At 61.1% G+C, this 24,250-nt stretch carries 19 protein-coding genes; 14 read left to right on the top strand and 5 right to left on the bottom strand.

Going from position 1 to position 24,250, the window contains the following annotated elements:
- Positions 1-23: 23 nt before the first annotated feature.
- The 7 genes from EV561_RS13935 (at position 24) to EV561_RS13905 (ending at position 7,603) form a co-directional block, all read left to right on the top strand.
- Positions 24-1,055 (top strand): ABC transporter permease, encoded by a 1,032-nt coding sequence (locus EV561_RS13935; RefSeq protein ID WP_132522385.1) that lies wholly within the window; start codon positions 24-26, stop codon positions 1,053-1,055.
- Between the two features lie 195 nt (positions 1,056-1,250).
- Positions 1,251-2,318, top strand: coding sequence for a dipeptidase (locus EV561_RS13930; protein WP_132522626.1), 1,068 nt, complete (start codon positions 1,251-1,253; stop codon positions 2,316-2,318).
- Between the two features lie 32 nt (positions 2,319-2,350).
- Positions 2,351-3,991 (top strand): ABC transporter substrate-binding protein, encoded by a 1,641-nt coding sequence (locus EV561_RS13925; RefSeq protein WP_132522383.1) that lies wholly within the window; start codon positions 2,351-2,353, stop codon positions 3,989-3,991.
- A gap of 21 nt (positions 3,992-4,012) precedes the next feature.
- Positions 4,013-5,080, top strand: coding sequence for an ABC transporter permease (locus EV561_RS13920; RefSeq protein WP_207910530.1), 1,068 nt, complete (start codon positions 4,013-4,015; stop codon positions 5,078-5,080).
- Positions 5,077-6,027 (top strand): ABC transporter permease, encoded by a 951-nt coding sequence (locus EV561_RS13915; RefSeq protein WP_132522381.1) that lies wholly within the window; start codon positions 5,077-5,079, stop codon positions 6,025-6,027. The genes EV561_RS13920 and EV561_RS13915 overlap by 4 nt, the downstream gene beginning before the upstream one ends.
- Complete coding sequence (locus EV561_RS13910) at positions 6,024-6,857, top strand: ABC transporter ATP-binding protein (protein ID WP_165927802.1); 834 nt, start codon at positions 6,024-6,026, stop codon at positions 6,855-6,857. The genes EV561_RS13915 and EV561_RS13910 overlap by 4 nt, the downstream gene beginning before the upstream one ends.
- Positions 6,854-7,603 carry an ABC transporter ATP-binding protein gene (locus tag EV561_RS13905; protein WP_132522379.1) on the top strand — a complete coding sequence of 250 codons (750 nt, stop codon included), beginning with the start codon at positions 6,854-6,856 and terminating at the stop codon, positions 7,601-7,603. Before EV561_RS13910 ends, EV561_RS13905 begins: the two co-directional genes overlap by 4 nt.
- Before the next feature lie 28 nt (positions 7,604-7,631).
- Here EV561_RS13905 and EV561_RS13900 read toward each other — a convergent pair whose 3' ends face one another.
- On the bottom strand, positions 7,632-8,417 hold the full coding sequence (locus tag EV561_RS13900; RefSeq protein ID WP_132522377.1) for an SDR family oxidoreductase: 786 nt from the start codon (positions 8,415-8,417) through the stop codon (positions 7,632-7,634).
- A complete protein-coding gene (locus tag EV561_RS13895; RefSeq protein ID WP_132522375.1) occupies positions 8,417-9,139 on the bottom strand; it encodes an FCD domain-containing protein in 723 nt (240 codons plus the stop codon). The genes EV561_RS13900 and EV561_RS13895 overlap by 1 nt, the downstream gene beginning before the upstream one ends.
- A gap of 124 nt (positions 9,140-9,263) precedes the next feature.
- Here EV561_RS13895 and uxuA point away from each other — a divergent pair, with 124 nt between their 5' ends.
- The 5 genes from uxuA (at position 9,264) to opgC (ending at position 21,675) form a co-directional block, all read left to right on the top strand.
- Entirely contained in the window at positions 9,264-10,451 is a 1,188-nt protein-coding gene (gene uxuA, locus EV561_RS13890; protein ID WP_132522373.1) for a mannonate dehydratase, read from the top strand.
- A gap of 255 nt (positions 10,452-10,706) precedes the next feature.
- Positions 10,707-10,883, top strand: coding sequence for a hypothetical protein (locus EV561_RS37190; RefSeq protein ID WP_165927801.1), 177 nt, complete (start codon positions 10,707-10,709; stop codon positions 10,881-10,883).
- A 157-nt stretch (positions 10,884-11,040) separates the two neighbouring features.
- Entirely contained in the window at positions 11,041-11,223 is a 183-nt protein-coding gene (locus tag EV561_RS13885) for a hypothetical protein (protein ID WP_132522371.1), read from the top strand.
- 630 nt (positions 11,224-11,853) lie between these two features.
- Positions 11,854-20,337 (top strand): glucoamylase family protein, encoded by an 8,484-nt coding sequence (locus EV561_RS13880; RefSeq protein ID WP_132522369.1) that lies wholly within the window; start codon positions 11,854-11,856, stop codon positions 20,335-20,337.
- 99 nt (positions 20,338-20,436) lie between these two features.
- Positions 20,437-21,675 (top strand): OpgC domain-containing protein, encoded by a 1,239-nt coding sequence (gene opgC, locus EV561_RS13875; protein ID WP_132522367.1) that lies wholly within the window; start codon positions 20,437-20,439, stop codon positions 21,673-21,675.
- Between the two features lie 81 nt (positions 21,676-21,756).
- On the opposite strand, the gene EV561_RS13870 is transcribed toward opgC, so the two are convergent.
- Complete coding sequence (locus EV561_RS13870; protein WP_132522365.1) at positions 21,757-22,398, bottom strand: dihydrofolate reductase family protein; 642 nt, start codon at positions 22,396-22,398, stop codon at positions 21,757-21,759.
- A gap of 147 nt (positions 22,399-22,545) precedes the next feature.
- On the opposite strand from EV561_RS13870, the gene EV561_RS13865 reads away from it, so the two are divergent.
- Together EV561_RS13865 and EV561_RS13860 are read left to right on the top strand one after the other, a co-directional pair.
- A complete protein-coding gene (locus tag EV561_RS13865; protein ID WP_132522363.1) occupies positions 22,546-22,881 on the top strand; it encodes a metalloregulator ArsR/SmtB family transcription factor in 336 nt (111 codons plus the stop codon).
- 4 nt (positions 22,882-22,885) lie between these two features.
- Positions 22,886-23,365 carry an SRPBCC family protein gene (locus tag EV561_RS13860; RefSeq protein WP_132522361.1) on the top strand — a complete coding sequence of 160 codons (480 nt, stop codon included), beginning with the start codon at positions 22,886-22,888 and terminating at the stop codon, positions 23,363-23,365.
- 33 nt (positions 23,366-23,398) lie between these two features.
- Here EV561_RS13860 and EV561_RS13855 read toward each other — a convergent pair whose 3' ends face one another.
- Positions 23,399-23,665, bottom strand: coding sequence for a DUF2277 domain-containing protein (locus EV561_RS13855; RefSeq protein WP_132522359.1), 267 nt, complete (start codon positions 23,663-23,665; stop codon positions 23,399-23,401).
- A gap of 166 nt (positions 23,666-23,831) precedes the next feature.
- Complete coding sequence (locus EV561_RS13850) at positions 23,832-24,182, bottom strand: VOC family protein (protein WP_132522357.1); 351 nt, start codon at positions 24,180-24,182, stop codon at positions 23,832-23,834.
- Between the last annotated feature and the right edge of the window lie 68 nt (positions 24,183-24,250).

Genomic DNA, 24,250 nt, shown 5'->3' with positions numbered 1-24,250 from the left:
AGCCATCATAGGGAGGAACGAACATGGCTACAAAAATCGCAGAGGCCGCCGCGCCGGTCGCAAGCCCGATGCAGAGACGGCGTCGCCGCATCCCGCCTGAAATTAGTATCCTCATGGTGCTGGTCGGCATTGCGCTGATCTTCGAAATTCTTGGCTGGATCTTTATCGGCCAGAGCTTCCTGTTCAATTCGCAGCGCCTGACGATCATGGTCCTGCAGGTCGCCGTTATCGGCATCATCGCCGTCGGCGTGACCCAGGTGATCATAACAGGCGGCATCGATCTTTCCTCCGGTTCCGTCGTCGGCATGACGGCTATGATCGCAGCGAGCTTTGCGCAGGCGTCTACCTGGCCACGGGCCCTTTATCCCGGGCTGACCGATCTTCCCTTCTTCATTCCGATCGGCGTCGGCCTGCTAATTGGCCTGGCGGCCGGCATCGTCAACGGCCAGCTGATTGCCCGTACCGGCATTCCGCCTTTTATCGCTACGCTTGGCATGATGGTGTCGGCCCGCGGCGTCGCCAAATGGTATACGAAGGGCCAGCCGGTCTCCGGCTTGACCGATCAGTTCAATTTCATCGGCACCGGCATCTGGCCCGTCATCGTCTTTCTGGTGGTGGCGCTGATCTTCCACATCGCCCTGCGCTACACGCGATACGGCAAGTTCACATATGCGATCGGCGCCAATGTGCAGGCGGCACGTGTCTCCGGTATCAACATCGAGTCGCATCTGGTGAAGGTCTATGCGATCGCCGGCCTTTTGGCAGGGCTTGCGGGTGTCGTCACCGCCGCCCGCGCGCAGACGGCACAGGCTGGCATGGGCGTCATGTACGAACTGGACGCGATCGCCGCGACCGTCATCGGCGGCACGTCGCTGACCGGCGGCGTCGGGCGCATCACCGGAACCGTTATCGGCACCGTCATCCTCGGCGTCATGACGTCGGGATTCACCTTCCTTAGGGTGGACGCCTACTACCAGGAAATCGTCAAGGGCCTGATCATCGTCGCGGCCGTGGTGGTCGACGTCTACCGCCAGAAGAAGCGCGTAAAGCATTGACGCGACACGCGTTTGCCAATTGAGTTCTGTCAGTCGAGCGGGAGCGTCAGCCCCCGCTCTTTTCGTTTGATTCCACTCAGAGGAAAATTATTTTAATCCTCAAAGGCATTTTTCAAAATTATCGGTGGCGAATCCTTGCATCTTTTTTATGCTGTGTCTTTCGGATCCGCCCCAGAGGGCATTTTAGGGTAGATGATGCAGCTTGTATTCGATGGTCATAACGACGTTCTCCTGAGACTTTGGACCCATGCCCGCGACGGGGCAGACCCGATCGCCGAATTCAGGGACGGAACGTCGTCAGGACACATCGATGCGCCTCGCGCAAGGGCGGGCGGTCTCGCGGGTGGCCTTTGCGCCATCTACATTCCTTCAGGCGATCTGGTTTTTGCCGAACCTGATCGCAACGGGCATTATGTGACGCCGCTTGCCGCGCCGCTGGAGCGGTGGCCATCTCTCGACATTGCCAACGAAATGGCTGCGATCGCGCTGCGTCTCGACCGCGCCGGCGCCTGGAAGCTCTGCCGTTCGACCTCGGACATCCGCCAGTCCATGGAAAAGGGCATCTTTGCCGCCGTCATGCATATGGAGGGCTGCGAGGCGATTGGCGCCGATCTGGCCGCGCTCGAAACATTCTACGCTATGGGCCTGCGTTCGCTCGGGCCGGTCTGGAGCCGCAACAACGTGTTTGCGCACGGCGTCCCCTTCGCCTTTCCGATGTCGCCGGATACCGGCCTGGGATTGACGGAAGCGGGCTTCGAACTCGTCCGCGAGTGCAATCGCCTCGGCGTTCTGATCGATCTTGCCCATATTACCGAACGGGGCTTCTGGGATGTAGCGAGGACCAGCGACCAGCCGTTGGTCGCCAGCCATTCCAACGCGCATGCGCTGACGCCCGTCGCCCGCAACCTCACCGACAAGCAGCTCGATGCGATCCGCGAAAGCCGCGGCGTCGTCGGGCTGAACTATGCGACCGCGATGCTGCGCGACGACGGCCGCTCGGACGCAGGCACGCCGATCGAAACCATGCTGCGCCATGTCGATCATCTCGTCGAGCGCATGGGGATCGATTGCGTGGCGCTCGGCTCGGACTTTGATGGTGCAACAATTCCGGAAGATATCGGCGACGCTTCGGGCAACCAGAGGCTGATTGAAGCCCTCAGGGGCGCCGGATATGGTGACGCCGATCTTGCAAAACTATGCCGGGAAAACTGGCTTCGCATCCTCGCATCCGCCTGGGGAGAGACAGGCAAGGCCGCAGCTTAAAAAACCAACAGTTCAAAAACAGGGGAATAAACATGACCTACGCCAGACTAAACCGCAAAGCCCAGTTGCTGACAGCCGCTGCCGCAATCTCCCTCCTCGTGATGACGGCACCGAGCGCCTTTGCCGCGACGCCGAAGGATACTCTGGTTGAAGGTTTTTCCTTCGACGACATCATCTCGATGGATCCGGCAGAAGCCTATGAGCTTTCGGCCGCCGAAGTCACCGGCAACAGCTATAGCCTGCTCGTGCGGCTGAACATTGCCGACACGTCAAAGATCGAAGGCGACCTCGCCCAGAGCTGGACGGTTTCCGATGATCATCTGACCTATACGTTTAAGCTGAAGCCGGGCCTGAAATTTGCTTCCGGCAATCCGATCACTGCCGATGACGTCGCCTATTCCTTCGAGCGTGTCGTCAAGCTCGACAAGAGCCCGGCCTTCATCCTCACCCAGTTCGGCCTGACCGGCGACAACGTTACGGAGAAGGCAAAAGCGACGGCGCCGGATACCTTCACCTTCACCGTCGACAAGCCCTATGCGCCGTCCTTCGTCCTGAACTGCCTGACGGCGACGGTCGCTGAAGTGGTGGACAAGAAGCTGGTCATGCAGCACGTCAAGCCGATGACGCCGACCGCCGACTACAAGTACGACAACGATTTCGGCAATGGCTGGCTGAAGACCGGCTATGCCGGCTCCGGCGTGTTCAAGCTGCGCGAATGGCGCGCCAACGAGGCCGTGGTCCTCGAACGCAACGACAATTATTACGGCGAGAAGTCGAAGCTTGCGCGCGTAATCTACCGCTTCATGAAGGAGAGCTCGGCGCAACGCCTGGCGCTTGAGAAGGGCGACATCGATATCGCCCGTAACCTGTCGCCGACCGACCTTGCCGCCGTCGAAAAGAATGCCGACCTGGCCTCGACCAACGCTCCGAAGGGCACGGTCTACTATGTCAGCTTGAACCAGAAGAACGCCAACCTGGCCAAGCCGGAAGTACAGCAGGCCTTCAAGTACCTAGTCGACTACGACGCGATCGGCAAGACGCTGATCAAGGGCATCGGCGAAATCCACCAGACCTTCGAGCCGAAGGGCGTTCTCGGCGCTCTTGACGAAAACCCCTTCAAGCTCGACGTCGCCAAGGCGAAGGAGCTGCTGGCCAAGGCCGGGTTGCCTGATGGCTTCTCCGTCACCATGGACGTGCGCAGCATCGAGCCGGACACCAGCGTCGCGACTTCGATCCAGCAGACGCTCGGTCAGGCAGGCATCAAGGTTGAGATCATTCCGGGTGACGGCAAGCAGAAGCTGACCAAGTATCGCGCCCGCAATCACGACATCTATTTCGGCAACTGGGGCATGGACTACTGGGATCCGAACTCCAACGCCGATACGTTCACGACCAACGCCGACAATTCCGACGAAGGTAAGAACAAGACGCTGGCATGGCGCAATGACTGGACCACGCCCGAGCTTGAGAAGGTGACGAAGGCTGCCCTCTTCGAGCCGGATGCCGACAAGCGCGCCGCCATGTATCAGGACGTCCAGAAGAAGTTCCTCGATGCGAGCCCGTTCGTCATCCTCTTTCAGCAGACGGAAGTAGCCGGCTACAGCAAGAAGCTGCAGGGCTTCAAGCTCGGCCCGAGCTTCGACACCAACTTCGTCGGCCCGATCTCGAAGTAATCCTCCGATAGGATCGGTTTATTGAGTCTCGTTGAACGCAAAATGGAGGTACGGCCCGCAAAGGGCCGTGCCGCGCCCATCGCCATGGGCATCCTCCGTTTCCTGGTCGTCGCCGTCACGACCTATCTCGGCCTTCTCGCCGTCACCTTTTTCATCGGCCGCGTGGTGCCGATCGATCCCGTGCTCGCCATTCTCGGCGACCGGGCGCCCGCCGATGTCGTCGAGCGCACGCGTCGTGAGCTCGGATTGGACCTGCCGCTCTACGAGCAGTTCTATATCTATTTGAAGCAGGCGCTCTCGGGCGATTTCGGCACATCCGTTCTGACAACCAATCCTGTCATGGACGATATCCGCCGTGCCTTTCCGGCGACGATGGAGCTTGCGACCGTCGGCACGATCATCGGGACGGTCATCGGCATTCCGCTCGGCGTGCTTGCCGCCGTCAAGCGCGGCAGCGTCATCGACCAGCTGGTGCGCGTCGTCGGCCTCGTCGGCTATTCGGTGCCGATCTTCTGGCTGGCGCTGATCTCACTCGTCATCTTCTACGCCAAGCTGAACTGGGTGGCGTTTCCGGGCCGAATCGACATCGCCTATGAATATACGTTCGAGCCGATCACCGGCTTCTTCCTGATCGATGCCGCCTGGCAGGGGCAGTGGGACGTCTTCTGGGACGTGTTCCGCCACATCATCCTGCCGGGATCGTTGCTCGGCTACTTTTCTCTGGCCTATATCAGCCGCATGACGCGCAGCTTCATGCTGAACGAGATGGGGCAGGAATATATCGTCGCCGTCCGCGCCAAGGGGCTTTCGGAGCGGCGCGTCATCTGGGGGCATGCGCTGCGTAACGCGGCCGTTCCGTTGGTGACTGTTATCGCGCTGTCCTATGCCGGGCTGCTGGAAGGATCGGTGCTGACGGAGACGGTGTTCTCCTGGCCCGGCATCGGCTTCTACATCACCAATTCGCTGCAAAATGCCGATATGAATGCCGTTCTCGGCGGCACGATCGTCATCGGCACCGTCTTCATCGGCATCAATCTTCTCTCCGATCTTCTCTATCGGACCCTAGACCCAAGGACGCGCCGCAAATGACGAGCCCTGCCACTTCGACCCCGCCCCCCTCGACATCAAAGATTAGCCGCCGCGAATGGCTTCTGTCCGATCGACCGCAATCGCGCCTCCAGGCGCGGCTCGGCCGCGCCTATGTGACCTGGCGGCAGTTTACGGCCAATCACCTTGCCGTGGTCGGGCTGCTGATCATCGTGGCGCTGCTTTTGATCGCTGCCTTCGCCGGCGTGCTTGCGCCGCATTCGCCCGTAATTGGAGACCTGACGGGCGCGCGTCTCCTGCCGCCCGGCAGCCCCGGCTATTGGCTGGGCACCGACGATCAGGGCCGGGACATTCTTTCGAGGCTGCTCTACGGCTCGCGCTGGACGCTGCTTGTTGTCGTGCTGGTCGCGATCATTTCCGCGCCGATCGGGCTGATCGTCGGAACGGTTTCCGGCTATGCCGGCGGCTGGACGGATGCGGTGCTGATGCGCATCACCGACATCTTCCTCGCCTTCCCCAAGCTCGTGCTGGCGCTTGCCTTCGTTGCCGCACTCGGCCCCGGCATCCAGAACGCGATCATCGCGATCGCGATTACCTCCTGGCCGCCCTATGCGCGCATCGCCCGCGCCGAGACGATGACGGTGCGCCGGTCTGATTATATAGCGGCGGTGCAGCTGATGGGTGCGTCCTCTATTCGCATCATCTTCCGCCACATCATGCCGCTCTGCATTTCCTCGCTGATCGTGCGTGTCACGCTCGATATGGCGGGCATCATCCTGACGGCCGCCGGCCTCGGCTTCCTTGGCCTCGGCGCCCAGCCACCGCTGCCGGAATGGGGAACGATGATCGCCGATGGCCGCCGCTTCATTCTCGACCAATGGTGGGTAGCGGCCATGCCGGGCATTGCCATTCTCGTCGTCAGCCTCGGTTTCAACCTGCTCGGCGATGGTTTGCGCGATGCGCTGGATCCCAGGGAGAGCGGCCAGTGAGCACGATGTTGACCGTCGAAAATCTCCGCGTCCGCTATCCGACCCGTACCGGCGTCATCGAGGCGGTGCGCGGGGTCTCCTTCACGCTCGGCAAGGAACGCCTCGGTATCGTCGGCGAGAGCGGCTCCGGCAAGTCCCAGACCGGCCGTGCCATCATGGGGCTGACCGCATCGCCTGGCATCGTCACAGCCGACAAGCTGGATTTCAACGGAATCGACCTTCTCAAGGCCTCGCCGAGGGAGCGCCGGAAGCTGCGCGGCAAGCGCATCGCCATGGTGCTGCAGGATCCGAAATATTCGCTCGATCCGGTCATGACGATCGGCCGGCAGATCATGGAAACGCTGCGCGCGCATGAAAGGATCGGCAAGGCGGAAGCGCGCGATCGCGTGATGGACATGCTGGAGGCGGTGCAGATCCGTGATCCCAGCCGAGTCTTCGGCCTGCATCCGCATGAGGTTTCCGGCGGCATGGGTCAGCGCGTGATGATCGCGATGATGCTGATCGCTGGCCCTGAGCTTCTGATCGCCGACGAGCCGACCTCCGCACTCGACGTCACCGTGCAGCTTGACGTGCTGCGCATCATGGACAAGCTGGTGTCGGAGCGCGGCATGGGGCTGATCTTCGTCTCGCACGATCTGCGCCTCGTCTCGTCCTTCTGCGATCGCGTGCTCGTCATGTATGCCGGCAAGGTCGTCGAGGAACTGGCGGCATCCGATCTCAGGAATGCCAAGCATCCCTATACGCAGGGGCTGCTCAGCTGCATGCCCCAGATCGGCGAGGATCGCCATCCCCTGCCCGTCCTCGACCGCAAGCCGGAGTGGGCTGCATGAACGCGACCCTTTCCATCGACAGTCTCAGCGTCGTCTATGACGGTTACTACGCACTCGATGCAGTCAGCATCGATGTTGCCGAGGGCGAATCCTTTGGCCTGGTCGGCGAGTCCGGATCGGGCAAGTCGACGCTGCTGCGGGCTGTTGCCGGTCTGGCACCGGTCAGCGGCGGCTCGATCAGGGTCGAAGGCACGACATTGCAGGGCGCCAGGCGCAGCAAGGATTTCTATCGCAGCGTCCAGATGGTATTTCAGGACCCTTACGGCTCCCTGCACCCACGCCAGACGATCGACCGGCTATTGCTCGAGCCCCTGGCGATCCATGGCGTCGGCGACAGCGAGAGCCGGATCACACGGGCGCTTGATGAGGTCGGGCTCGGCAACGGCTTCCGGTTCCGCTATCCGCATCAGCTGTCGGGTGGCCAGCGCCAGCGCGTTGCGATTGCGCGTGCGCTGATCCTGGAGCCGACCATCCTGCTTCTCGACGAGCCCACCTCCGCGCTCGATGCCTCTGTGCAGGCGGAGGTGCTCAATCTCCTGGAACAGGTGCGGCGTGACCGTAACCTGACCTTCGTCATGGTCAGCCATGATCTCGGCGTGGTCACCCACATGTGCGACCGGTTGGCTGTGATGCAAAACGGTTCCGTTGTCGAGCGGCTGACCGCAAGGGAGCTGTCGCAGGGCGTGGTAACGGAGGATTATACGCGTAACCTGATGATCGCCAGCAAGGGTTTTGTCCGGGCATAGAAGCCGGCTTCGCGCACTTTACCCGGACTCAGCGCACGCCTATGCCGGCCGTCAAACCACCGTCGATCCGGTGGTCGGAGCCTGTTATGAAGGATGCCTGGTCCGAGGCCAGGAACGCAGCAAGGGCGGCAACCTCTTCCGGTTCGCCGATGCGGCCGAGTGGATGCGCCTCGCCGAAGCGTTGGAAGACCGCATCTATGTCTGCATCCTCGCCCTCGAAGGTGCGGGCCGCCAGTTCGAGAATGGGCGTGCGCACCGAACCGGGGCTGATCGACACGACCCGGATGCGATCCTGCGCGAAATCCATTGCCATTGCCCTCGTCAGCGCATGGATTGCGCCCTTGGAGGCGACATAGGCCGAGACGCCGCGCTGGCAGGCGAAGCCCTGGACGCTGGAGATATTGACGATCACCCCGCCGCCGCGCTTGCGCATTTCGGGAACGCCGAATTCTGCCGTCAGATGGATGGAGCCGACATTGACCGCCATGCAGCGGAGAAACACATCGAACGGCGTGCTGGTGGCGTCGCCATATGGGTGGATGGCGGCCGCATTGACGATGATATCGATGCCGCCAAGATGGGAGGTCGCTTCGCCCATGGCGTCGCGGACGCTGTCGGGGACTGACACATCGGCATGAATGACGCGGATCGGCAGATCCTTCGACGATGCGAGGTCCGTGAGCTCCGCATTGGCGGCCTGATCGATGCCGAGGGAAACGACGGAAGCGCCCTTCCCTGCCAGATGCAGCGCCACCGCGCGGCCGATGCCGGTCGTGCCCGTCACGACGGCTGCTTTTCCCGTGAAGTCTCCCATCAGCTATCCTCCTTGCCGCTGTCCCCTGCTGTGCCGGAGGACGACTGGTCCCTTATGAATTCAAGCCCGGCGTTCAGGTGCCGGTCCATGTGATAGACGAAGGCGATGCGATCGCGGGCGCGCAACGCCTGCACGATCTCGCCATGCTCCGATGCCACCGATTCCAGTGCTTGGCGCTGCGATTTGCCCGCCAGCATGATGCGCTGGATGACAGGTTTCAGCATGCCGTAGGTTTCAGACAGCGTCCGGTTTCCCGCCGCATCGACAATTATCCGATGAAACTGGAAATCAAGTTCCGATGCCTGCTCGGGACTGGATGCAGAGCGGATGGCGAGGTTGATGGCCTCCATCTCGGCAAATATCTCCTCCGAAAGCTTATCCTGCAGCAGGTCGAAAAGGTTCATTTCCGTCAGGCGGCGATAGCCCTGGATGTCGCGAAAGGCGTCGACCGAGATCTCCATTGCGAAGGAAAAAAGGTCGCGCATGGCGATCTGGTGCTGATCTGTCAGGACGGCGCCGACCTTCTGGCGCGATTCGGCCACGCCATAGGCTTTCAGCGTCCGAAAAGCCTCGCGGACGGTGTTGCGGCTGGAATCAAACATGACCGCCAGTTCGGCCTCGCTCGGCAGGACATCGCCGACCACCATGCCGCGCTCGCGGATCAGCGATCTGATCTGCCGGACGACGCCATCGACCGCCGATGGACGCGGAATTTCTTCCATGAGAACTCCCTGAATACGTCGCTCCATCCTATTATGTTGGTCTTAATTTGGCAAATGCCGATTATCGCTTGAGCCTTCTGGCCTTTTGGCGTTTAATTGTCCAACATTATGAGGAGGAGATGATATGCTGGAAAGCTGGCGGTGGTTTGGACCCGAAGATCCGGTCAAGCTCTCACATGCGCGACAGGCGGGCGCGCATGGTATCGTGACCGCGTTACATCATATCTATGACGGCCGCGTCTGGACGCCGGATGACGTTGCCGAGCGCATGGCGCTGGTCAGGAAGGCCGGCATGGTATGGTCGGTCTGCGAATCCATACCGGTCAATTCGGCGATCAAGTTGCGCAATGAAAAGTGGCGGAGCTATGTCGATGCCTGGAAGAAGAGCCTTGCCAATCTGGGCAAGGGCGGCGTTCCCGTGGTCTGCTACAATTTCATGCCGGTCGTCGACTGGACGCGGACAAACCTGCTTTATCCCACGGAGGCAGGCGGTTTTGCCCTGCGCTTCGACATGATCGATTTCGTCGCTTATGACGTCTTCGTGCTGAAACGGAAGGGTGCCGAAGGCAGCTACGCGCCTGACGTGATCGAGGCGGCGCGCAAGCGTCTGGCCGGCATGAGCGAGAGCGACGTCCTGACGCTCGAGAAGAACATCATCGCCGGCCTTCCCGGTGGCGAGGACAGCCATACCCGCGAGACCATCCGCGGGCATATCGCGGCCTTCGACGATGTTTCGGACGAGGATATGCGGGCCAATCTGGTCGAGTTCCTCAGGGAGGTCGTGCCTGTCGCTGCCGAGAACAATGTCCGGCTTGCCATCCATCCCGACGATCCGCCGTTCTCGCTTTTCGGCCTGCCGCGCGTCGTTTCGAAGGTGGAGGATGTGGAGACGCTTCTTGCCGCTGTCGATCATGAGGCCAACGGCATCACGCTCTGCGCCGGCTCCTACGGGTCGCGTCACGGAAATGATGTTGTGGCGATGGCGAGCCGGTTTGCAAGCCGGATTCATTTCGCCCATCTGCGCAATGTCAGCAAGGAAGCAGACGGATCCTTCGTCGAATCCGAACATCTCGGCGGCGACGTCAACATGGTGTCGCTGATTTCGGTCTTGAGGAAAGAAGAGCGGCGACGCGCTGCAGAGGGCAGGGCGGATCATGTCATCCCGATGCGTCCTGATCACGGCCACCTGCTGATCGACGATCAGGAGAAGAAGGTCAATCCGGGCTATTCCTGCATTGGCCGCCTGAAGGGGCTTGCGGAATTACGCGGCGTTATCGCCGCCGTGGATCAGTTTTCGACTGAGGCCGCCTAGTCGGCGAAGCTCGCGAATAGCCCAAAGCGGTGAAAATTATTTTGAGTCCGGCTGGATTAATCCAGCCGGACTTTTCCAGTCAAGGGCGATGCCTGATGTCTAATCCCTTGATAATCAGCGCAGTTTCTCGCTGCGTCTTGGTTAAGCGACCCTTAAAAGACGACCAATCCTCTAGACTATTGACAGTTGCCGCATTTCTGTCATGATCTTGTTAACGGCGGTTAGGTTTCGTGATCGCGGAGCATGGAGGCAAGCATGTTTTTCATGGGTGGCATGACCATGGGCTATCTTCATCCGCCGGTAAAAGCCACGGAGCAGGTCCGCATCGACCTTCCCGAAGAAAAGGACCGGCGCAAAGTCGGACCCCACGAAGCCCCGAACGACAGCGCCATGGAGCGCACGCTGATATGGGCTCGCCGCATCCTCTGCTGATCTAATGCGTTGGACTTAGGGGTTAATTTTTTCTCACCCATCCCACTGGATAAAAAATTATCTCTACCTATTTGATAGAGTCAGTGTGAATGTGCATGACTGCGCTACGGGCGCGGGCAGTATGAATAAAAACATAATAAACAACTGGAGGCAGCACATGGCGAATTGGGGTATTACGAATACTCAGGTTAACCAGTTGGACGATTCTGTGTCGGGCAAGCGGCTTCCTGTCAGTGGAAACGCGTCGCTGCGCCACAAGATCCAGACGGTCTTCCATGTCGCGCTTTTTTCTGCAGCGTTCATCTTTGTCGCTGCTGTCGTCTGCGGCGTGCTCGTCTGATCGTCCGCCACTGCATTCCGCCTCGTTCGGCAGTTGCCGGACAAGCCACCCTTTGGAAATCCGTTCCTTCTATCTTGGGATTTCCCGGTAGCTCCGTTTTCCCTCAGATCTGCATTGCCTTCCACCGCGCTCGGTCCGGGTGGTTGAACGCGTCGTGACATTGACGGCGGCGCAGCTATTCAAAGGGTCAATCGCGGGGTCCGCAGCGCTCGCTACGTCGCTATTTGAAGACGATGGGCTCAATTCGAGTTCATCGCCTCCCGGATTATGAAGCTCAGATTGCCGCCTCCACACCGAACGAATTCGGTTTGAAGTATCGGCGCGCCGGGAGCATGCCGCGAATTTAACTGTCTTTTTCCGACTTTCGTTGACGCGCCCACTTGAATGATGCGCTTCGCGTCCAAGTTTCGCGGGTGTCGGAAAAGTGGTAATTTAACAATTGCCAAATCCGACGATAGCGCTCGTGAAAATTTCCGCCCGATCGGTTTGCGCCGCGGCATCTCACGTTCACGATCATTCTGTGCGGCTCAAAAGCCCCGCAAAGCCTGAATGCGTGAACTGTTCTGCCGAACTGCGCAAACGGGTTAAGGCGAATGCCTGTAACTCTGTTTGGATCCAGAACCCGAACCCATGTCATCTCAAGTTTCTTCCGCCGCTCCGCCCCAGGACCCCGAAGTCAAGCAGATCAATCAGACCGATATGATCCGCTCGACGCAGTTTTCCAGCGATCAGTTGCGGGAATGCGGGGAAGCGTTTGCGCTGGACAGCAGCATGAAGCTTCCGGGCTTCCAGTCCTTCGACTTCTTTGCGCGGCATCGCGAGAACGAAACCGAGATTCTGCGCGTCTACAAGTCTGCCGCGATCGATGTGGAGCGGGGCGAGACGATCACGCCGGCCGCCGAATGGCTGCTCGACAACCACTACATTATCGAAGAAGCGATCCAGGAGGTCCGCCGCGACTTCCCGAAGAAATTCTATCGCGAACTCGACACCATGAGGGTCGAGGGCATGGTGATGCCGCGCACGCTGGCTTTCGCCTGGCTTTACGTCGCCCATACGCAAAGCAGCGTCTCCTATGCCAGCCTGATGGCAATGGTCGACGGCTTCCAGAAGCACGGAACCTTCAAGATCGGCGAACTCTGGGCGATTCCGTCTCTGGTACGTTACGTCCTCGTCGACAATCTGCGCCGTATTTCGTCCCGGGTCGACGCCAGCCGGACGACGCGCCGCAAGGCCAACGAGGCCGCCGACGAACTCATTCGCCTCAACGACGATGCCAGGGCGCTCGACTATCTGAAGTCGCTGGAGCCGCTGGCAACAGACAATACTTTTGCGGCGCAGTTCCTCTACCGCATGCGCGACGGGTCGCAGACCTCGGGGGTCGCGATCGACTGGCTGGAGCGGCGGCTCGAGGCCGCGGGCACGAATATCGAAGCGGTGACCATGGCGGAACACAACCGCCTGTCGGCCGGCAATGTCACGATGGGCAGCATCATCAGGAGCCTGCGCGAGATCGACGATACCGAATGGTCGGTGTGGGTCGAAGAGGTCAGCAAGGTCGATAAACAGCTCTGGACGCAGACCGACTATGCCGAACTCGATCCCGGTTCGCGCAATGCCTATCGCAAGCAGATCGAAAAGCTCTCCCGCCGCTCCGGCAAGAGCGAAATGGAGATCGCGCAGATCGCCATCGACATGATGGGGGAGGCAAAGACCTCTTCGGCGCCGCAGCCGCACGAGCCCAATGTCGGCGGTTTCCTTGTCGGCACGCAGCGGGAAAAGCTGGAGGAGGCGATCGGCTTCCGACCGTCCGTCTCGCAGCAGTTCCTGCGCTTCGTGCGCCAGTGCAACTGGCTTTCGATCGCGGTTCCCGTCATTGCGATCACGGTTCTCGCCCTCATCATTGTCGGCAGCGTGATGATCCACGCGGGTATCGGCATTCCCCAGACGATTCTTCTGCTTGTGATGTTCACGCTTCCGGCGTCCGAGGGCGCGACAGGCCTGTTCAATTTCTTCGCGACCTTCTTCACGACGCCGGATCGCCTCGTCGGCTATGAGTTCGAAGAGGGCGTGCCGGAAGACGCGCGCACGCTCCTCGTCGTGCCGACGCTGATCTCGAACCGCGATAGCGTCGACGAACTCGTGCGCAATCTCGAAGTCCACTATCTCGCCAACCCGCGCGGCGAACTCTATTTCGCGCTGCTCAGCGACTGGCCGGACAGCCAGTTCGAGGAGACGGAATCCGATCTGGAAGTTCTGGATTATGCGCGCGGCGAGATCGCGAAGCTCTCGGCCCGCTATGCGCATGACGGCAAGACCCGCTTCTACCTCCTGCACCGTCGCCGGCTCTACAGTCAGGGCGAAGGCGTCTGGATGGGCTGGGAGCGCAAGCGCGGCAAGCTGCATGAGCTCAACATGCTGCTGCGCGGCGACCGCGATACGACCTTTCTGCCCGGCGCCAACATTGTGCCGAAGGATGTCCAGTATGTCATGACGCTGGATTCCGACACGCGTCTCGTTCGCGATACGGTCACCAAGCTTGTCGGCAAGCTCTATCACCCGATCAACCGTCCGGTCGTCGATCCGGAAAGCCGGAGGGTCGTCAGCGGCTACGGCGTGCTGCAGCCGCGCGTGACGCCCTCGCTGACGACCGGCAAGGATGCATCGGTCTTCCAGCGCATCTTCTCCGTCAATCGCGGCCTCGACCCCTATGTCTTCACCGTGTCAGACGTCTATCAGGACCTGACCGGCGAGGGCACCTTCACCGGCAAGGGGCTTTATCACGTCGATGCGTTCGAGACGTCCCTACGCGGCAAGATCGACGAGAATTCGGTTCTGAGCCACGACCTTCTCGAAGGCTCGATGGCGCGTTGCGCGCTGGTGACCGATGCCGAGCTCGTCGAGGACTTTCCGATCCGCTATGAAGTCGAAGTGTCGCGCCAGCATCGCTGGGCGCGCGGCGACTGGCAGCTGCTGCCCTATATCTTCACTTCGAAGCGCGGCGTGACCGGGCTTGGCCGCTGGAAGATGTTCGACAACCTGCGCCGTTCGCTGACGCCGATCGCCTGGTTCTTCGCCTCGATCTTCGGCTGGTACTTCATGGGCGCCTTCGGTGCGCTCGTCTGGCAGATCCTTCTAATCTTCTGCCTGTTCGTGGCGCCGACGCTGTCGCTGATCAACGGTATCATCCCGCGCACCAGCGATATCATCGCCAGGGCGCATCTCTACACCGTCTGGAATGACGTGAAGGGGGCAAACGCCCAGGTGGCGTTGCGCGTCGTCTTCATCGCAGATACCGCCTGCATGATGGCGGATGCAATCATCCGCTCGCTCTACCGACTGTTCGTGACGCGCAAGCTGATGCTGCAGTGGCGCACTGCCGCGAGCGCCCAGGCCGTTGCCCAGACGACCATCTTCGGCCATTACCGCGTCATGTGGCACGCGCCTGTCATGGCGTTGCTGACTATCATCCTGGCTGTGTTTTCGGGCGACAATGCCTATCTCGTCGGTATTCCCTTCGCCGTTCTCTGGATCCTGTCGCCGGCCGTTGCCTGGTATGTCAGCCAGTCTGCCGAGACGGAGGATCGCCTCGATGTGCCCGAACATGTCTCGGCCGAGTTGCGCAAGATCGCGCGCCGCACCTGGCGCTATTTCGAGACCTTCGTCATCGAGCAGCAGCATCACCTGCCCCCGGACAACGTCCAGCAGACGCCGCACGCCGTGCCAGCACCGCGCACGTCGCCGACCAATATCGGCGTCTATCTGCTCTCCGTCGTGTCGGCGCGCCATTTCGGCTGGCTGTCTTTCGAAGAGACGATCGACAAGATGGAAAAGACCATCGCGACCGTCGAGCGGATGGAGAAATTCCGCGGACACCTCTTCAACTGGTACCATACCGACACGCTGCGGCCGATGGGCCAGCGCTACGTGTCGTCGGTCGATAGCGGCAACTTTGCCGGCCATCTGATCGCCGTCTCATCGGCCTGTCGCATCTGGGCGGAGGCGCCATCGGCGCATATGCATGGCAATCTAGACGGTATCGGCGACGTTGCCGGCATCCTCGGTGAAGTGCTGGCAGACCTGCCTGACGACCGCAAGACGGTTCGCCCGCTGCGCCGGCGCCTGGAAGAGCGTATCATGGGCTTCCAGAATGCGCTTGCCGCCGTCAAGCGCGAGCACGAATTCGCCTCGATCCGCATCATCAACCTGTCCGTGCTTGCGCACGATATCCAGAAGCTTGCGGCCAACCTCGACCACGAGGTAAAGTCGACTCAAAGCGGCGAAGTAACCCGCTGGGCGGAATCGCTGATCAAGGTCTGCGAAGGCCATATCTCCGACAGCACTTACGATCTGTCGAATGTTGATACGCTGCGCCAGCGTCTGGCAAAGCTCCGCGACACCATGCGCGAGATCGCCTTCTCGATGGACTTCAGCTTCCTTTACCGGCCGGAGCGACGGCTGCTGTCGATCGGCTTCCGTGTCGAAACCGGCGAGCTCGACGCCGCCTGCTACGACCTCCTGGCCTCGGAAGCGCGCCTGACCAGCCTGTTTGCCATCGCCAAGGGCGATCTGCCGACCGAGCACTGGTACAAGCTTGGCCGCCATGTCGTCGCCGTCGGTTCGCGCGGCGCGCTGGTCTCCTGGTCGGGCTCGATGTTCGAATATCTGATGCCGCCGCTCGTCATGCAGGAGCGCCAGGGCGGTGTCCTCAACCAGACCAACAATCTGATCGTGCTGGAGCAGATGAACTATGCGCGCCGGCTCGGCACGCCCTGGGGCATTTCGGAAGCGGCCTTCAACGCCCGCGACACGCAGATGCACTATCAGTACACCAATTTCGGTGTGCCCTCGCTCGGCCTGAAGCGCGGCCTCGGCCAGAACGCCGTCATCGCGCCCTATGCCTCGATCCTCGCCAGCCAGTATAATCCGGAAGCGGCGCTGGAAAATCTGCAGAAGCTGCGCAAGGTCGGCGCGCTCGGCATGTACGGCTTCCACGATGCCGTCGATTTCACGCCGACGCGCGTGCCTGAGGGCAAGAAGTGCGCCGTCGTCTACAATTACTATGCGCACCATCACGGCATGTCGATCGCAGCTATCGCAAACGTTGCGCTCAACGGCCTGCTGCGCGAGCTTTTCCACGCCGATCCCGTGATCGAAGCGGCCGAACTGCTGCTGCAGGAAAAGGCGCCGCGCGACATTCCCGTCATGGCCGCCAAGCATGAAAGCGATGCGCCGGCCAATATCCAGGAAGACCTGCTGCGGCCGGAAGTGCGCAAGATCGACAATCCGGGCCAGCAGGATCGCGAACTGAGCTTCCTATCCAACGGCCACTATTCCGTCATGCTGACGGCGACCGGCGCCGGCTACTCGCGCTGGAACGGGCTTTCCGTTTCGCGCTGGCGCGCCGATCCGACCGAGGATCGCTGGGGCACCTTCATCTTCCTGCGCGATACGGTCTCCGGCCAGTGGTGGTCGGCAACGGCTGAGCCACGCAGCATCGAGGGCGAGAAGACCAAGGTCAGCTTCAGCGACGAAAAGGCGGAATTCAGCAAGACGATCGGCGACTTCACGAGCGAAGTCGAATGCATCGTCGCGACGGAAAACGATGCCGAAGGTCGCCGCGTCACCCTGCTCAACATGGGCACGGAGGATCGCTTCATCGAAGTGACCTCCTACCTTGAGCCGGTCGTAACCTCGGATGACGGCGATGCGGCGCATCCGGTCTTCGCACGCATGTTCCTCAAGACCGAGATCGGCCGCCGTGGCGACGTGATCCGCGTCGAGCGCAACAAGCGCGATCCGAACGAGCCCGACATGGCGATGGCGCATCTGATCGTCGACAATGCCGGCCCGGAACGTCCGACGGAATTCGAAACCGATCGCCGCAAGTTCATCGGTCGCGGCCGCAGCCTTTCCGAAGCCGCCGCCTTCGATCCCGGTGCTGCGCTCTCGGGCACCGATGGCTTCACGATGGATGCCTGTCTGTCGCTGCGCCGCGTTGTACGCGTGCCTGCCGGCAAGAAGGTGAGCGTCATCTTCTGGACGATCGCCGCGCCGAGCCGCGATGATGTCGACAAGGCGGTAGAACGCTACCGCCACCCCGATGCCTTCTCGCAGGAACTCACGCAGGCCTGGACGCGCACGCAGATGCAGATGCGCCATGTCGGCGTCACCTCGCAGCAGGCGGCCGTCTTCCAGCATCTGGCGCGCTATGTCGTCTATCCCGACATGCACCTGCGCGCCGATGCGGCGACCGTGAAGGCCGGGCTGCAGTCGCAATCTGCGCTCTGGCCGGTGTCGATCTCGGGCGATTTCCCGATCTTCACGCTGCGCATCAATGACGACATAGACCTCGGCATCGCCAAGGAGGCGCTGAGCGCGCTGGAATATCTCCATTCCCGCGGCATCATCATCGATCTCGTGATCCTCAACGAACGCGCGGTCGACGATGCCCAGGACATGCAGCAGTTGCTCGAGGCGGCTTGCGAGAATGTGCGGCGTCGGTCCGACAATATCGGGCACCACCTCTTTGCGGTTCGCAAGGACTTGATCGAGGAGGGGACATATCGCGCGATCCTCGCAGCGTCCCGCGTGGTCTTCCATGCCCGCAACGGCAAGATCGTCGATCAGATTGCCCGTGGCCCGTCGCTGATATCGACGCGCCAGGGTGACACGACCGGCCCGACCCGCATGATCCCACTAGAACCGGCCTTCTCGGCCTCGACTGTCGAAGACGCCGGCGATCTCGACTTCTGGAACGGCTATGGCGGCTTTGCCCGCGACGGCCGCGAATATGTCGTGCGCCTCAATGGCGGCCAGTCGACGCCGCATCCGTGGATCAACGTCATCTCGAACGAGCATTTCGGCTTCCACATTTCAGCAGAAGGCGCCGGCTTTACCTGGAGCGTCAATTCGCGCGACTACCAGCTGACGCCGTGGACCAACGACATGGTGATCAACCGTCCGGGCGAGGCGGTCTATCTGGCCGATCTCGAGAGCGGCAGGGTAATGACACCTTACGCCGCCCTGTCGCGCCAATCGACCGCGCAGTTCGAGGCGCGGCACGGCCTCGGCTACTCGGTCTTCTCGAGCACGCAGGACGATGTCGCGATGGAGATGACCCACACGGTCCATCGCGAGCGCCCGGTCAAGCTGATGCGCATGCGCATCCGCAACACCGGCAAGGAGAGCCGCAGGTTGCGCCTCTACGGCTATGCCGAGTGGGTGCTGGGCAGCAATCCGCGCCGCACCAAGCCATTCATCATGTCGACGCATGACGAGGGTACCGGCTCGCTGCTGGCCTCCAACCCCTACAGCATCGATTACTCGACGCGCGTGGCCTTCTTCGCGGCAAGCGAGGCTGCGACCAGTGTTTCGGCAAGCCGCCGCGAGTTCATCGGCAAGTTCGGAACGATCCAGGCGCCGCAGGCCGTGGCCTATGGTTCGGAGCTTTCCAACTCGATGGAGATGGACGGCGACCCCTGTGCTGCGCTTGCGATTGATCTGAGTATCGCGGCTGGCGAGGAGCGGGATATCTGCTTCTACATGGGCGATACCGCGTCCCAGGACGAGGCTCGCGCGCTAATCTCGGATATGCGGAGTACCGAGTTCGACGAGGTCCTGCAGGCAGGTCAGTCCTTCTGGAACGACTTTACCAGCCGCCTGCAGATCTCGACGCCGGATGCGGCGATGAACCACATGATCAATGCCTGGCTTCCCTATCAGAGCCTCGGCTGCCGCATCATGGCGCGTACGGCGTTCTATCAGGCGAGCGGCGCTTTCGGCTTCCGCGACCAGCTCCAGGACACGCTGGCCTTCCTGACGCATTCGCCGGATCTTGCCCGCAAGCAGATCCTGAATGCCGCCCGGCGCCAGTTCCGCGAAGGCGATGTCCAGCACTGGTGGCTGCCGGAAACCGGCGCCGGCGTGCGCACGCATATTTCCGACGACGTGGTCTGGCTCGCCTATGCGATCAACCAGTATTGCATCGTGACGGGTGATCGCACGCTACTCGATGAGGAGCTTCCCTTCATCGAAGGCGCAGCCCTCATGCCAGGGATCCACGACGCCTTCTACCATCCGACGGTTTCCAAGGATAAGGTCAGCGTGTACGAGCACGCGGCACTGGCGCTCGATCTAGCGATCAAGCGCAAGGGCAGCAACGGCCTGCCGCTCATCCTCGGCGGCGACTGGAACGACGGCATGAACCGCGTCGGCTTCCAGGGACGTGGCGAGAGCACCTGGCTCGGCTGGTTCCTCGTCAGCACGCTGAAGGCCTTCCTGCCCTATGCCGAGGCCCGCGGCGACAGGGACCGCGTCGAGCGCTGGACGCGGCATATTCCGGAGCTGAAGAAGGCGCTGGAAACGGCCGGCTGGGACGGCGGCTACTATCGCCGCGGCTATTTCGACGACGGCAGCCCGCTCGGCTCCAGCGAAAGCATGGAATGCCGGATCGATTCGATCGCGCAATCCTGGAGCGTGCTTTCGGGCGAGGGCGACAAGGCCCATTCCGAAGCGGCCATGGGCGCGGTGCTCGACAAACTCGTCGATCCCGAGGCCAAGATCATCCGCCTGTTTGCGCCGGCCTTCCAGAAGTCGAACAAGGATCCGGGCTATATCAAGGCCTATCCACCGGGCGTTCGCGAAAACGGCGGACAGTATACACATGCGGCCATCTGGGTGGTCATGGCGCTGGCCGAGATGAATCGCGGTGATGACGCGCTGCGTTGCTTCGACATGCTCAACCCGGTCAACCACGCCCTCGACCAGGCGTCGGCCGACGTCTATCGCGTCGAGCCCTATGTGGTTGCCGCCGACATCTATGGCGAAGGCCAGCTCACCGGTCGTGGCGGCTGGACCTGGTACACGGGTTCGGCCGGCTGGCTCTACCGCGTGGCGATCGAGGGCATCCTCGGCATCCGCGTGAGGGACGGTCACCTTTACGTGAAACCGGCGCTTCCTTCTGCATGGGATGGGTTCTCCGCAGAGCTTGATCTGGCGACAGGGAAATACCGCATTTCGGTCTCAAAATCGTCCGATGCGGCGGGTTACTGTGTGACAATCAACGGTCAAGTGATCGCCCACCTCGAAGAGGGCTATCCCATCGGTGGATAGCGCAGTTTCTCTTCACCATCATGTGCATTGATCGCTGTGGCCAAAGGGGGGAACTCTTTTGGCCACAGTTGCGTTTGATTGCCGGAAAAGGAGAAGCCTATGGTTTCAAGTCCGAACGGAGCGGTTGTGGCCGCAGATCAAAGCGGATTTTCCAAGGCAGCTGGATGGCGCGACACACGCCTCGACGTGCTGCGGGGTCTGGCGTTGCTCGCCATCTTCATAAATCACGTTCCCGGCCAGATATTCGAATATTTGACGACCAAGAATTTCGGGTTCTCCGATTCGGCCGAAGGCTTCGTGCTGATCTCGGGCATTGCCGTCGGACTTGCCTATGGCGGTCGCTTCAAGCCGGGCAATCGACTGGTGGCGTCGTGGAAGGCGGTAAAGCGCGCCTTCACGCTCTACCTCGCCCATATGATGACGACCTGCATGACGCTGGTGCTGTTCATCTCGAGCGCCTGGCTGTTTCATCGGCCCGGTCTGCTCTGCGAAGTCAATATCCTGGCGGTGCTGACCAATATCCGGCAGGGCATTCCGGCGCTGCTGCTGCTCGGCCACCAGATCGGCTACAACAATATCCTGCCGATGTATGGCGCCCTGCTGTTGATGGTGCCGATCATCCTTTATCTGGAGTCCCGCAGCCCGCTGCTGGCGCTTAGCGTATCCGCTACCGTATGGCTTGTTGCAGGCGTCTATCAGATCGCCCCGCGCAACTCGCTCGTGGAAGGTTTCTGGTTCCTCAATCCGCTGTCGTGGCAGTTCCTGTTCACAATCGGCATCGTCAGCATGATGCATGTCCGCCGCGGGGGAACGATCGTCAGGAACCCGCTGCTCCTGACCGTCGCGATCGCCTATGTAGCCGTGTCCTTCGTCTGGGTGATCTTCAAGCTCTGGAGCCTCGGCGAAGTTCTGGCCTCGCTTGGACTGCCCACTGTCATCACCGGCTTCGACAAGACCTTCCTGTCGCTGCCGCGCCTGCTGCACGTGCTGGCTCTCGCCTATATCATCATCAGCGTTCCGGCCTTGTCGCAGCTCTTCCGCCGTCCGTCAGACCATCCGCTGACGATCCTCGGCCGGCATTCGCTGAACATATTCGTCGCCGGGACGATCCTTGCGATGGTGGGCCAGATCATTCTCTACCTGACGAACCAGGATAAGATCGTTGGCCCGCTCTACGTCGTCGCCGGCATCGTCGCTCTCTTCGTCTATGCCTATTATCTCGAGCACAAGCGGCTCGGCGGCCATGGCAGCGGGCGTTCCGTGGAAACTCCGGCAAGAGCCGTCGCGGTTCCGATCCACATTCGGCACGGCCAGCGCCTCGACCGCGTGGGTCGATAAGCGCGGGACGGCAAGAAGGCTTTCCAAACCCGCCGATCGTCTCGGCGGGTTTTTTGTGGTCCTGATCGTACAAGTGACAAGTTAGCGTTGGAAGGTAAGGTGGATGATGCCGCTCGGGGCAGTTTCCGACTTGACCGTGTAGCCAGATTCCAGGCCGCGCAGGTCGTCCCACAGGCGTATGCCGCGCCCGAGCAGGATCGGCGTGATGGCAACATGAAGACGATCGACAAGACCCGCCCTTAGGAAGTCGCGAACGACCGTCGGGCCGCCGCCGATCCGTACATCCCTGCCGCCTGCCGTCGCGACCGCTTGCTCAAGCACACCAGCCGGAGCGGCGCTGAGGAAATGGAAGGTGGTGCCGCCAGCCATCTCGATGGAGGGTCTGGAAGTATGGGTGAGCACGAAGACCGGAACCCGGAAAGGCGGCTCTTCGCCCCACCAGCCACGCCAGTTCGGATCGTCGGGGAAGTTGTGGAGCCCGAACATGCCTGCGCCCATGATTTCGGCACCGATATTCTCGAAATATTCCCTGGCGTAATCGTCATCGAGACCAGTCGTCCCCGCCCCGCTGGTATCCCCAAGGACGCGCTCTCGGAATGTTCGGGTTGCCGCATATGCTCCGACGAGACGCGGCCAGTCCTCGCCGAACGGGACTTCGGGCGTCTGGTCCGTGGTTGTCGCGAAACCGTCGAGCGAGATCATGAGGTCGACACGTACTGCCATTGGAACTCTCCTTGCGAAGTGGTTGCACCAGAGCTGCCCGAATAGTCGCGGCCGATACTAAGGTAATTGCCTTTATATAGAATATGAATACTAAGGCAAGTGCCTTATTGTTGTTGACTGATGCCTGCACTCGTTTTACTGAGTTGCATGCCTTATCACTCGACCCCTCTCGATCTTGCGTTTCACGCTCTCAGCGACCCGACCCGCCGCGCGGTGGTCTCGCGGCTGGCTGATGGCGAGGTGCCGGTCAGCGTGCTTGCCGAGCCTTTCGACATGGCGCTGCCCTCTTTCGCCCAGCATCTCAAGGTGCTGGAGGACTGCGGATTGATCGCCAGCGAGAAGCGCGGGCGCAGCCGGTGGTGCCGGCTGGTGCAGGCGCGGTTCGACGAGGCGGCAGATTGGATGATCACGGAGCGCCAGCGCTGGACCGAACGACTGGATCGCCTGGAAGTCTACTTGGACAAGAGGGAAGAGGATGGTTAGGAACATGGCAAATCCGTTCGACACCTGGTCGCTTGATCGGGAAATCGTACTCGTGAAACTGCTCAATCATCCGCGCGACAAGGTCTTTGCCGCCTGGATGGATCCGAGGGCGCTGGCCGAATGGTATGGTCCGGCCGGCCTTAGAATCGAGAGCCACGAGGCCGATATCCGTGAAGGCGGGGTCTGGCGGTTTGACATGGTGGGCATGTTCGAGGGCAAGGAGCAGCGCTTTGCGAACCTCATGCACTTTCTGGAGATCGTCCCCAACGAGCGGATCGTGATGGACTATGGCACGCCCGATCCCAACGATCCCGACCGTTTCCGCACCACTGTCACCTTCGATGAGCAGGCCGACGGCGAGACGGTGCTGACCCTGCGCCAGCTCCACCCCAGCCCCGCGCGGCGAAAAGCCGTCATCGGCTTCGGCGCGGTCGAATACGGGCTACAGACGCTGGATGGCCTCGCAGCTTGGCTGGACAACTGACAGAAAAGACGCTTTCAGAGCGGAGCGTCGCTTCTATGCAAACCTGGTCGCCGATCGTGCGCGCGCCTTTACGGCCACTTCTTCGCGGTCGCGAGGCGGTTGAGACGTCTCCAGCGAATTGAGCAATTCGCGGGCACAGTTGGCGATCGACAGGACCGCGCTTTCGAAGGCAACCTCGTTTCGTTTCGACGGCTTGTTGGTTCCGCTCAGCTTGCGGACGAACTGAAGCGCCGCATCATGGATCTCCTCGTCCGTCGCCGGCGGATTGAAATTGAAGAGGGGCTTGATGTTTCGACACATGCCTTGCTTCCCTTTATCGTCTCGCCATCGCCAAGGAGCGTGGCCTCCTCATGAAGCTAGTCGTGTGGATGCCAATTGCAACCGGCAGCATGGGCAGCCCAGCGAATGACCGCATGGGGCTTGGAATGCGCCACATCGCCCATTCGTTCGCGAACCCCGTCTCGTTTCATCTGTGGCTGAGAATATTGACCAGCCTGCCGAAGGGATCGCGGACATAGAAGCGGCGAACGCCCCAGGGCTCATCCGCCGGGCCGTATTCTATCGAAAAACCCTGCGCCTTCATGTCCGCCAGCACGGCGTCCACATCATCGACTTCGATGGAAAGATCGGGAACGGGCGTGCCTGATCCGCCTTCGGACGCGAAGCTGATCTGGGCAGTTGCCCGCTGATCCGAGCCATATGTGGCGATCCAGCCGTGATCCATCAGGAGATCGAGGCCGAGAACGTCGCGATAAAAGCGCTCGGCCAGAGCGACATCCGACGTGCGGATATTGGCGACAATGCGTTTGACCCTCATAGCGCTATCCTCCTCGCCTATCGGAGCTTCAATCGGCGGGTTTGCCAATACGGGAGACAAGCTATCGC

The organism is Rhizobium sp. BK376 (genome assembly GCF_004341625.1).
Taxonomy (GTDB): domain Bacteria; phylum Pseudomonadota; class Alphaproteobacteria; order Rhizobiales; family Rhizobiaceae; genus Rhizobium.
The sequence above is the reverse complement of the archived record's forward strand: the minus strand, read 5'-3'. Positions and strand labels throughout refer to the sequence as shown.

What these genes read in the sequence shown, in the direction of transcription:
- EV561_RS13935 (WP_132522385.1), top strand. Translation starts at nt 24, where the DNA reads ATGGCTACAAAAATCGCAGAGGCCGCCGCGCCGGTCGCAAGCCCGATG.
- EV561_RS13930 (WP_132522626.1), top strand. Translation starts at nt 1,251, where the DNA reads ATGCAGCTTGTATTCGATGGTCATAACGACGTTCTCCTGAGACTTTGG.
- EV561_RS13925 (WP_132522383.1), top strand. Translation starts at nt 2,351, where the DNA reads ATGACCTACGCCAGACTAAACCGCAAAGCCCAGTTGCTGACAGCCGCT.
- EV561_RS13915 (WP_132522381.1), top strand. Translation starts at nt 5,077, where the DNA reads ATGACGAGCCCTGCCACTTCGACCCCGCCCCCCTCGACATCAAAGATT.
- EV561_RS13905 (WP_132522379.1), top strand. Translation starts at nt 6,854, where the DNA reads ATGAACGCGACCCTTTCCATCGACAGTCTCAGCGTCGTCTATGACGGT.
- EV561_RS13900 (WP_132522377.1), bottom strand. Translation starts at nt 8,417, where the DNA reads ATGGGAGACTTCACGGGAAAAGCAGCCGTCGTGACGGGCACGACCGGC.
- EV561_RS13895 (WP_132522375.1), bottom strand. Translation starts at nt 9,139, where the DNA reads ATGGAAGAAATTCCGCGTCCATCGGCGGTCGATGGCGTCGTCCGGCAG.
- uxuA (WP_132522373.1), top strand. Translation starts at nt 9,264, where the DNA reads ATGCTGGAAAGCTGGCGGTGGTTTGGACCCGAAGATCCGGTCAAGCTC.
- EV561_RS37190 (WP_165927801.1), top strand. Translation starts at nt 10,707, where the DNA reads ATGTTTTTCATGGGTGGCATGACCATGGGCTATCTTCATCCGCCGGTA.
- EV561_RS13885 (WP_132522371.1), top strand. Translation starts at nt 11,041, where the DNA reads ATGGCGAATTGGGGTATTACGAATACTCAGGTTAACCAGTTGGACGAT.
- EV561_RS13880 (WP_132522369.1), top strand. Translation starts at nt 11,854, where the DNA reads ATGTCATCTCAAGTTTCTTCCGCCGCTCCGCCCCAGGACCCCGAAGTC.
- opgC (WP_132522367.1), top strand. Translation starts at nt 20,437, where the DNA reads ATGGTTTCAAGTCCGAACGGAGCGGTTGTGGCCGCAGATCAAAGCGGA.
- EV561_RS13870 (WP_132522365.1), bottom strand. Translation starts at nt 22,398, where the DNA reads ATGGCAGTACGTGTCGACCTCATGATCTCGCTCGACGGTTTCGCGACA.
- EV561_RS13865 (WP_132522363.1), top strand. Translation starts at nt 22,546, where the DNA reads ATGCCTTATCACTCGACCCCTCTCGATCTTGCGTTTCACGCTCTCAGC.
- EV561_RS13860 (WP_132522361.1), top strand. Translation starts at nt 22,886, where the DNA reads ATGGCAAATCCGTTCGACACCTGGTCGCTTGATCGGGAAATCGTACTC.
- EV561_RS13855 (WP_132522359.1), bottom strand. Translation starts at nt 23,665, where the DNA reads ATGTGTCGAAACATCAAGCCCCTCTTCAATTTCAATCCGCCGGCGACG.
- EV561_RS13850 (WP_132522357.1), bottom strand. Translation starts at nt 24,182, where the DNA reads ATGAGGGTCAAACGCATTGTCGCCAATATCCGCACGTCGGATGTCGCT.